This window comes from Vibrio sp. R11-SG3-ISO9 (assembly GCF_059834255.1).
In genome coordinates, this window is the sequence record NZ_JCBDGU010000004.1 from 112,139 (window position 1) to 122,193 (window position 10,055).

At 46.1% G+C, this 10,055-nt stretch carries 8 protein-coding genes; all 8 read right to left on the reverse strand.

The window, feature by feature from the left end; translation table 11 throughout:
• Positions 1-6: 6 nt before the first annotated feature.
• The gene (gene icmH, locus AC6R05_RS01265) at positions 7-1,206 is read right to left on the reverse strand and encodes a type IVB secretion system protein IcmH/DotU (RefSeq protein WP_500646335.1); all 1,200 of its coding nucleotides are present in this window, start codon (positions 1,204-1,206) and stop codon (positions 7-9) included.
• Between the two features lie 4 nt (positions 1,207-1,210).
• The gene (tssK, locus tag AC6R05_RS01270) at positions 1,211-2,539 is read right to left on the reverse strand and encodes a type VI secretion system baseplate subunit TssK (RefSeq protein WP_150870132.1); all 1,329 of its coding nucleotides are present in this window, start codon (positions 2,537-2,539) and stop codon (positions 1,211-1,213) included.
• Between the two features lie 10 nt (positions 2,540-2,549).
• Positions 2,550-3,056 (reverse strand): type VI secretion system lipoprotein TssJ, encoded by a 507-nt coding sequence (gene tssJ / locus AC6R05_RS01275; RefSeq protein ID WP_152469764.1) that lies wholly within the window; start codon positions 3,054-3,056, stop codon positions 2,550-2,552.
• On the reverse strand, positions 3,056-4,042 hold the full coding sequence (locus AC6R05_RS01280; RefSeq protein ID WP_285466974.1) for an FHA domain-containing protein: 987 nt from the start codon (positions 4,040-4,042) through the stop codon (positions 3,056-3,058). The genes tssJ and AC6R05_RS01280 overlap by 1 nt, the downstream gene beginning before the upstream one ends.
• 20 nt (positions 4,043-4,062) lie before the next feature.
• Positions 4,063-4,806: a substrate-binding periplasmic protein gene (locus tag AC6R05_RS01285; RefSeq protein ID WP_253895499.1), complete on the reverse strand. Its 744-nt coding sequence runs from the start codon at positions 4,804-4,806 to the stop codon at positions 4,063-4,065.
• A gap of 20 nt (positions 4,807-4,826) precedes the next feature.
• Positions 4,827-7,445 carry a type VI secretion system ATPase TssH gene (gene tssH / locus AC6R05_RS01290; RefSeq protein WP_500646336.1) on the reverse strand — a complete coding sequence of 873 codons (2,619 nt, stop codon included), beginning with the start codon at positions 7,443-7,445 and terminating at the stop codon, positions 4,827-4,829.
• Positions 7,445-8,446 (reverse strand): type VI secretion system baseplate subunit TssG, encoded by a 1,002-nt coding sequence (locus tag AC6R05_RS01295; RefSeq protein WP_500646337.1) that lies wholly within the window; start codon positions 8,444-8,446, stop codon positions 7,445-7,447. Before AC6R05_RS01295 ends, tssH begins: the two co-directional genes overlap by 1 nt.
• Positions 8,437-10,055 (reverse strand): type VI secretion system baseplate subunit TssF (gene tssF, locus AC6R05_RS01300; protein ID WP_500646338.1); only part of this gene is annotated, 1,619 nt, incomplete at its 5' end. The genes AC6R05_RS01295 and tssF, both read right to left, overlap by 10 nt.

Below are 10,055 nucleotides of genomic sequence, written 5' to 3' on the forward strand. Positions count from 1 at the left end.
ACCCTACTACTTCGCTTTGGTGATAAAGGCATCGGTTATTCCAGACTGCTTGGCACTTTCCAATATTTCAGCCGCTTGTTCTCTTGTGTCTGCATGGCTTAAAACTCGGTATTTGTCTCGCCACAGCCTCACTTCAATGTTAGGGAATACTGCCCCATAGCGAGATAAGAAGTTTTCAGACGCCGCCTTGGTCGACAAGGTAGCCAGTTGAACCTGCCAAGCACCGGATGCTACTGGTTCGCTCACGTTGCTACTATTACTGATAGTGCTAACCGGAGCCGTGATTTTAGGTGCTCTGCCCAACTCCTCTGGGGTACTGGTGTAGATAAACTCTTGCTCTTGAATATTCGCTTGGCTGTAATACTTATCGGTAAACTGTGGGAGCTGAATAAATGCCTGTGCTTTTTGTGGCGTTGTTAAGTTGTACCAGTAGTAAATACCGGCCCAGGTCAATGACAGAAGCATTGCGAATAACAAGAAACCTCTGGTTAATCGTACTGGCCTCTGCGGACGGCTTACCTTTTTGATTTGTGCGGCATGGGGCCTTGGAATAGCGTGGGCATTCTCTTCTGTGGATTGCGTATCTTGTGCAAAAACTGCTTCCTCAATTCTTTGTAGCAGAATACCCAGCAACTCTTTTCCTTCTACTCGGTATCGACCACGGAAGCCGAGTTTGATCATGATATAGATGAGTTCTAACAGGTCTCGAAGCAACACTGGCTGAAGCAATGCGCGTTCTGCGACCAGATAAAACTGTTCACCGCCGTTTTTAATACCAAACAGTTCGCTGACCAAGGTTTGGTTTTCCCAGCCAGACTCCTCTCCCCAGTCCGAGTGAAGGATCTGTTCATCCAACATCACTGCAAATAGGAAACAGGTTTTATCTGCCACTGACGGTGGGTAGTCGAGCTTAGCCACTTTGTATTTCAGGTCAGTAAGCAGGCTTTTAATACCGGTTCTAAAGGTGTAGATGTCTGCTGGGCACTCAAGCCGTTTGATAGAGACAGAAAGCGATAACAACTCTGAACTAGAACTCAGAATATCGTTGTCAAACAGCAAGCCTTTGCGCTGAAACATATTAAATCGCGCATGATTTTTTATGGCGTTAAGGCTGGCCAAACGCACAGAGTCGAGATTGGACTGAGCATCCCTAGATTGGGAGTCAGTCTCTATCGCTATCGTCGCTTCGTCGAGTAGGTCATCCATAACGTTACCCTAGCGCATACAGTTTTATTTCTAGATCTGGCACTCGGCTGTCGACATGCAGTGCAATCGGCTCTCTTTTCGACTTAAGTTGTTGCCAGTATTCATGAGAGGTTTCAATCTCAAAATAGGCCAAATCCACTTGAGCTTTCAATTCCGACGGAGCCACAGCTAACGGATTAATCGTCACGCCAGATTGGCTGTTACGTACCAGCTCAGCAATCAAGCTGATACCACTCAATGTGCAAGCGCTCGGGAAAGTCGAGCTGAGCATAGACGCACCAATAGAAGACTTCACCGACAACACCAACCTGCGACCATCCATTTGATGCAAAGTTGGAATAGACAAACGCAGTAGACGACGCTTATCAAACAGATTCACGTCCCAATCAAACTCAGTCACCTTATCGCTCTGTACCATAGAGAGCTGCTCACGAAGTGTCGCAAATAGAGGGCCAAAGGCGTGATGAAGGTTATCTTTGTCTAGAACACGGTGATTGGCGTTACCAATCGCGGGCGTAAAGCTATCAAGCTCAGACGAAAAACTAGTCAGTTTTTCATACAGAAGCTCAACGTTGCTATCTGGCTTAGATAGTAAAATTTGGATTTGTGGGCTCCAACGGTTTAAGGTTTGTAGCCACATAAATTCGCGCATTAAGCTCAAATCACTTTTAGTCTGTTCACCAACACCGATGCGTTCCAATACGTTTTTCGCTCGCGCTTGCACTAAAATGAATAGCTCTTTTAGGCGCTCTTTCAACTGGGTTGAGGCACCATATTGAAGACAGCTAGGAATGAAGCCTCGGTCGAGAACCACTTCCCCATCGCCTCTTCTTTCAAGCACCTTAGCGATCGGAATCAGCACTAAACCATTAACGTCTTCACCTTCCACAACCAAACGGATATTGGGTTCCGCGAGTGTCGCTTTAATGCCACTTTGCTCGGCATCACTTGCATCAAACAAGTTATGCTCTGCGACGATATAGCGTCTAAGTTCTTCTTTTGGCCCATATTCGTTTTCACCCTCAACTGAGAGTGGCAATGCAAGGTAGATGCACTTGTCGATGGTGTTTTCGGGTACTTCGATCAGTAGCTCTCGAGTACAGTCGAATAGAGTGCCGTCTTGAAACACGCCACTACATCTTACGACGCCAAACTTACCTAACTTCAAGTAGTTGGATTCGATCTCTAGCGCTGATACGCCATAACTGCCACTGCCTGACGTCAATGCAACATACTTCTGAATATATTGCGTAATGTATCGTTCGGTTTGCTGAAAATGCTGAGGAGCGACAAACATCCCCTCTTTCCAAACCACTTTTCTTTGATGTTTCAAATAGGTCTCCTTACCACCAAGAACTATCAACAGGCTGAGTAATCTCAATCTTTGTTTGTGAGATTCGAATAATTATTGGGTTTTCATCAGGCTCTTCGACTAAAGCCACTAAGCCTTTGCTCACTGCGACTTCATAGTCAGCAAATTCAGCAAACACCGCGATAGCTTTGGCTTCTTGTTGCACTTCTAGCACAAACGAACGCTTCTCTTCAGGCAATACGGGCGCCAACACTTTAGTGTCGACAAGGGTTCCAGCTAACACCGTGCTGTCCGATTCGTACAAGCTAATGAAATCCGCTTTTTCAAACGCGCCTGTTTCTTTTAATTGGTAAACTCTTACAACCAAAGGTCTTGCTATATCGTCTTCGAATGCATTGATATCATTCGTCGCTTCCATCTTGACGTTGACCGACATCGATGGTTGAAAAACACTTTCATCGCTTGAACTACAAGCCATGATCAAAAATGAACTCACTACAGTTGACAGGCAACGAACAAAAAACTGCTTTGTCTCCATTACTTGTCCCTTAACTCTTCTAAAAGCATCGCGGTAAAATTACGCTTGAACTCTCCGCGATCCTGTTTGCGTGCGAACTGCTTCTTGTACAGTCCCCAGTATTTCTTCTCTTTACTGCCCCACCCAGATAGGTAGTCATTAAACTCTGACTCCAGGTGCTGCGGATTAAAGTCTGCAAGGAACTTATCCAAAGTGGTTTCAATACAAGAGACCAAGCGTTCACGATCCACAGCTGCTGTTAAAGCTGACTGTTGATGCTCAACGATCTGATTAAGCCTCTCTATGCTTGAATCCAGTGCTTGAATTTGAGAGCCATTACTCAAAGTCACACCAGTCTCTTGAGAGCTCTTGTTTGAAGAATTGCGAGGGCTCGGCTCGTCGGCCATGATGATGGGATCGCTACTCGATTTTTCATCAAGAGTAATATTGAGAAGATCGTCCTCCTCAAACGGGTCATAGGCATATACATCTTCGCCAGCGACATTATCGGCACTGAACGAGCTCGCGGTGTCAATCGCCTCTTCAATTTCGTTGAAAGCCGTTGATTCAGCACCAAAGACGGTTGCTGCTGGCTCTTCAATCACCCCTGCAAAATCAAATACGGGTTCATCAAGTGGCGTGTGAATCGGCTCTGATGTCTCAGGCTTGGCTTCTTTTGAGAAAAGCTCCTGCATGTCACTCACCAACAGTAAGTATCCACCTATTCGGATACTGTCACCGTCGCTGACCTTAGCCGATTGACCAGCACCAAGAAAAACACCATTTACTTGCGCACCGTTCGCGCTGCGATCGATAACTTGAAAGCCTCCCTCGGAGTGAGGAAGCACTTCAATATGAACACGAGAGAGCGTGCGACTCATGTCTGGTAGCTGAACCGTACATTCGTAAGAACGGCCAATAGTCCCACCACTACTTGGCAATGATATCTGTCGGCTGACTACCTGCTCGTTTTCAGGTAGCTCGATCAACTGAAAACTTATATTCATGGCTTTCCCTTACCCTTACTTCAATAACACTTACGTAAAGAACGATTAAATCTGTCCAAGAATCCTGGGGACTCACGCAAGAAGTCATTAGAAAAGTGAACCATTAGATCTTGTTTTTTGATCCTTACTTTTTGAAAGTAATCGACCGGTATACCTGCTTTCTTCAACGAATCTTCAAAAACAAGTTCATATTCATAAGCGACGTCCAAGTCGCCTTTCCATAACATTTGGAGCAGTGAATCTGCATCACGTGGTTTACGGATCACGTTATAGCCATCACGCTTTAAAGATAACCATTTGTTTGTATTAAATTTAGCACCAAATCGCAGACTAAACTTGGTTGTTTCATCATTTATGTCGGCATAGATGTTTGGCGCGATAAACCACGCCAAGTATTCCGACACAAGAGGCTCCGATGCAGTCGCGTATTTCGCACGTCGGCTGTTCGCTGAACCAGAGAAGAAACCGTGCATTTCTCCAGTTTCCACCATCAACTGAGCTTTATCCCAGCGCATTACTCTAATTTCATACGGTTGTCCCATACGGCGCAACGCGCACTTTACACGGTCAACGGCAACGCCACCTATCTCACCGTTTTCATCCACGGTTTGATAGGGCGTCCATATCTGTGTTGCCAGCGTCAAGCGTTCAATAGCTTGAGCACTGGTTGCGACACCCATAGTAGCAATGATCATTGCCGTATTGAGCGCCGCAGCCTTAAGTGTTTTAGGCAACAAAAAGGTGTTTCTAATAATACTGCTCACCTTTGAGATATCCTTCTCCATTAAGTGATGTTAACCACTAATTCACCAGTCACAGGATCCGTTGTCACCGCGACTTGATTGATGCTCTGCCCTTCACTCAGTCTGTGAATACAGTCAATCGCTAACTGTGGCATTAGAGATCGGTTGATAATCTGCTCAACCGCACGACCACCAGTTGTTGGGTCTGTATTTCGACTCACGACAAAATCAACGAACTTCTCATCCCACTCAAAGGTCGCTTTGTATTTTTCATCCAAGCGCTTGGCGATGCGATTTAGGCTGATCTCTGTGATCTGGCTAAGCTCGTCGCGATTTAGCGGGTAGTAAGGCACGATAGTGGTTCGCCCTAAGAACGCTGGCTTGAAGTATTGCTGCAGTGCAGGACGAATTTCTTCTAGCAGGTCTTCGTTAGCCAAACGATCTTCATGCTCTTCACAGATGTCCACGATAGCTTGATCGGCTGCGTTCGAGGTCATGATAATAATGGTGTTCTTGAAGTCGACGGTGCGACCTTCACTGTCCTTAATATGGCCCTTATCAAAGATTTGATAGAACAAATCATGGACGCCCGGATGCGCTTTCTCCATCTCATCAAGAAGCAGCACAGAGTATGGGTTACGACGAATTGCTTCGGTTAATACACCACCTTCCCCAAACCCTACATAACCTGCTGGAGAGCCCAATAACATGGAGATTTTGTGCTCTTCTTTAAACTCGGTCATGTTGATAATGGTCAGGTTATCACCACCACCGAACACTTCGTCAGCAAGTGCCATTGCGGTTTCAGTTTTACCCACACCACTTGGACCACACATCAAGAACACGCCAACTGGCTTACGGCTATCGGTTAGACCTGCACGTGAAATCTGAATGCTCTTCGCAAGCTCACTGATCGCCACATCTTGACCGATTACGCGCTTGTGCAAGGCTTTATCAAGAGACAACAGCTGAGCAACCTCTTCTTGAACCATGTTACCTGCTGGGATCCCCGTCCAATTTTCAATAACCGTCGCAATCACTTGGTCATCCACCACAGGGAACACCAATGGTTGTTCACCTTGGATCTGCTTTAGTTCACCTAGCGCGGTATTAAGTTGTGCTTGGCTCTCAGTATCAACATTGTCTTCAAGACGGCTGCTTTCAATCGTTTCGCATAATGAAGTAATGGTTGTCACCAATTCACGCTCTTTTTCCCACTGCTCATTAAGAGCATTCAACTCGCTTTTCTGCTGCTCAATTTTTTGATTAAGCGCTTCATGATCAACGGCTTTATCAATAAACACCGCACCTTCTGCTTCTAGGGCAGAACGCTCACTCTCAAGGTAACTGATATTCTGTTCTAGGCTCTCAATACACTCTGGTTTTGCGCCTTGAGTCAATGCGATACGAGCACATGCTGTGTCTAACAAGCTGATCGCTTTGTCCGGAAGCTGACGAGATGGCAGGTAACGAATCGACAAGCTAACCGCGGCTTCAATCGCATCCTCTAAAATAAACACACCATGATGGGCACGTAGAGCTTCACCAACACCACGCAGTATCTGTTTTGCATCTTCTGCATTTGGTTCTTCAACGCTAATGACTTGGAAACGACGTGTTAATGCTGGGTCTTTCTCAAAGTACTTCTTGTACTCAGCCCATGTCGTTGCAGCAATAGAGCGGAATTCACCACGGGCTAAGGCTGGTTTAAGCAAGTTAGCGGCATCGTTTTGACCTGCTGCACCACCGGCGCCAATTAGTGTATGTGCTTCATCAATGAATACGATGATCGGTGTCGGTGAGCTTTTCACTTCGTTGATCACGTCTTTCAGGCGGTTCTCAAATTCACCCTTGATGCTCGCACCTGCCTGCAGCAAACCAAGATCAAGCGTATGAATTTCAACACCTTGAATCGCTGGCGGTACTTCACCTTTAACGATGCTATGAGCCAAGCCTTCTACAACCGCGGTTTTACCCACGCCCGGCTCACCCACTAAAATAGGGTTGTTCTGACGCTTACGACACAAGATGTCTATCGCCATACGAACTTCGCTGTTACGACCTAATACTGGGTCAAGTTCGCCGTCTCTAGCTTGTTGAGTCAGGTTTACTGTGTATTTTTCAAGAGCACCACCAGCGACAGCGCCCGCTGCGTTTTCTGATGCTGCTGCGCCAGATGAAGCCGCTTGTGTTTTCACATTCTTGAGGGAACTGATTTGAGAGTTCAACGCCTCAGTAGATAGAGTTTGAAGTGCAGCCAAAGAAAACTTCTTCATCCCTAAGTTATCAGTCTGAGTTAGGGCTAGAAGTAAATGAAGACTGGTGACTTCCTGATGACCGTAATTAACAGAAGCAAGCATCCAAGCACTTTCCATCAATTCACTGGTTGCTAGGCTAATCGTAGGCTGTCCAGCTGCACCTGTAGACAGTCGATTAATGCGCTGTGTGAGTTCACTGAGCACAACGCTAGGATCAATGTTTTGCTTGCTCAAGCAGCTGATGAGGTTTTGTTCCTTCATCGCGATGAGTTGAACCAACCAATGTTCTATCTCAATGGCAGTGACTGTTTGTGCCATAGCAGCTCCTGCTGCTTCCTCTAACGCTGACTTAAGGTGAATATCTAGCTTTGAAACGAGGTTCCCTAGTTTTATTTGTGACATCAAACTCTCTCCTGTTGAATTAAGATCTTACGAAATTCCGATTTTCGTTTATGAGGCACAAGGCAGTTGGCCTCTCCAAGTCTCAGGCCACTCTTTTGGCTTGAGAGCATTGGCTCATCGATGTATTCACGTTTCACATACATATAAAGTCGAATATCGAGACTCTCGCGCAAATAGGCTTGTACTAATGATTTCATCGAGGACGCAAAGTGTGAGTTGTTCAATAACCCTAAATACTCACTGCGCGTTTTAGGTGTAATGTTAATTTCCAATGCTTTGAAGGTTTGAGTTCCTGTTGAACCCAACCAAAAGCCTTGGCCCAACTTTTGATTTTGACCTTGCTGACTACCAAGTTTGGTTTGGTATTTTGTATTGATTCGATAGAACGACGCTGGCGCGACAACTGGGGTCACCGTTAAAGAGAAATAGTTACTCAATAGACGTTTTAGCCCGTTGAGGTTTCTGCTTTTGTTGCCCAATGCCATGCCATGACGCAACATACTCGGGTCAGATTTTTCTCGATTTGCATTCGGAAGAGCAAACATGCACGCCAGTGCCGCTTGTTGAGATAAGCGCCCCACTACATTACCCGCTTGCACGTCACGCTCCTGTTTAAGAAGCATGTTGCGATTGGTTTCGACATGCAACTTGAGCTCTAGATAACGCTGATTAAACACATCAATGAACTTTTGCAGCGCATAGTCATCTTGGTGCAAGCTGTTAAGGAGCTCAGCATACATATAGTCAGGAATTACCCCTTTTGACCCAGACAGCGCCTCAAGGCCAAGCTTAATCTTTAGTGTATTGTCGCTACGACGAATACGCGTCACTTCACTCGCATCACCATATGGCATAACCTCTGGCGACAACTCTAGATTCGCTTGGCTGCCCATAGCTCTCAGAAGACGTATCACTTGTACAAAATCAAACGTATGAGGTTGGCTTAGCAACCGAGTTTTGACGTGGTCGGCGTCTTGTTGAGTCATCTGAGTTATAGACATAGCTGGCTCCCATGAGTTTTAGGGAACTGCACGCCCGGATTGTCACTACCAAAGCGCTCTACCGAGACCTGAATAAAACGGTCAAAACTGCAATATTGCGAAAACACTGAGTTAAGAACTTGAGAGAAGACTGAAAAGTCCGCACCTAGAATTTCATCGTCAACGACGACTTCGATTTCGGTTCCAGAAGCAAAAATACTGTGCCCTGCAATAGTAATTGGAGCTACGAGGTGGCGATAGGAGACCTTCTTAATTGCGTAGGCTTGTGGGCATTGCACGGAATTACACGTTAAGCGGAGCGTATCCTGAAGTGCGACCGTTGGGTCATCAGTTTGTACCAAGCTCGCAAAGTTGGCATTCAACATAGCCAAGAAACGCCATGTTAGCTGATTATCCAGCGATGGATACTGAGGTGCGGTCGGTGTTTTTAAAATGGAAAACTCGCCCGGCAAATCAACCGCAGCAAGAGAATTCGCTTGCGTTCCAGATGGAATCAAACACGGGGCTCTACCATTGCAAACCAGTAGCTGAGTGGCTAAAACCACGGCCTCTTGCTCGGCAGGTAACTGCGCATAGCTAACAGATAAATTCATGCAGCGTCGACCTTTATGGTCCCAATGCTGGCTACTTTGCCATTGCGGCGCATCGGTATCAGACCAATAGCCACTGGCGTAAATCGGCGATAACGGCACTTCACCCGTCGACATCACTTCACACACCGACTCAACTGAAACTACGGTGAAATGGTCTTGTTGCTGGGCGTCAGCGATCACCGGAATCGATAGCTTTGAAAAATCGTAGCGCATTGGCTCGCCACGTTTACTGAACAGGTTCACTGCAGGTGCTGTGTTCAACAAGAATACGTTTCGTGAAAACAGGCTAAGGTACTCTACGGGTAGTTGCTTGATGAAGAAAGTGAGCTGAACCTTGTCAGTATCAAACTGGCCAAGCTCTTTACCGAGATCTTCAATACGCATATATGCCGCTTTGTCTGGGTAAGCGAAGTAGTCTCGTAAGATATCGAAGCCGCTTAGGTGACCGTCATAAGTAGGTAGCCAGATAAAATCGGGGTCAGTAATGCGACTGCGTAACTTACTTGGATCGACGATAACCTGCTGTTCACCGCTGGTAATCGAAATTGCTTCGGTATTCAGTAACAGAAGGTCAATCAAGCCACGTGAACTACTCTCAAACCCTCTCACATAAAAATCGAACGAACCAATTTCCATTTGTGAGAAAAATAGCTCTGGGTCATTACTTGAAAGCTCAACTTGAATCGCCGAATCTGAACGTCGCAGTGTTGGCGGCGTTGGAAAGTTGAAAGGAGCCGTTGTTGCTGAGATATCCGCGATGTGGAAAGGCTCAATCACCATTTCATCCACCAGCGTGAAGATCGATTCAACTTCATCATGCACAACCGAGAGCTCTGAACCTTTATTCAGAACAACCTTCGTTGTCGCTTCTTCAGCTTCAACGTCAAGATAAAATGGGGTATAGCTTGGAATAATTTGCAGATAGCCCGGATAAACAATGTTAATCAAGTCTTGTAGGATTTCAGGAAACTGCTCATCAAGGCGTTTCTCTGTTTTTGCATTGAGTAATGCAGCCG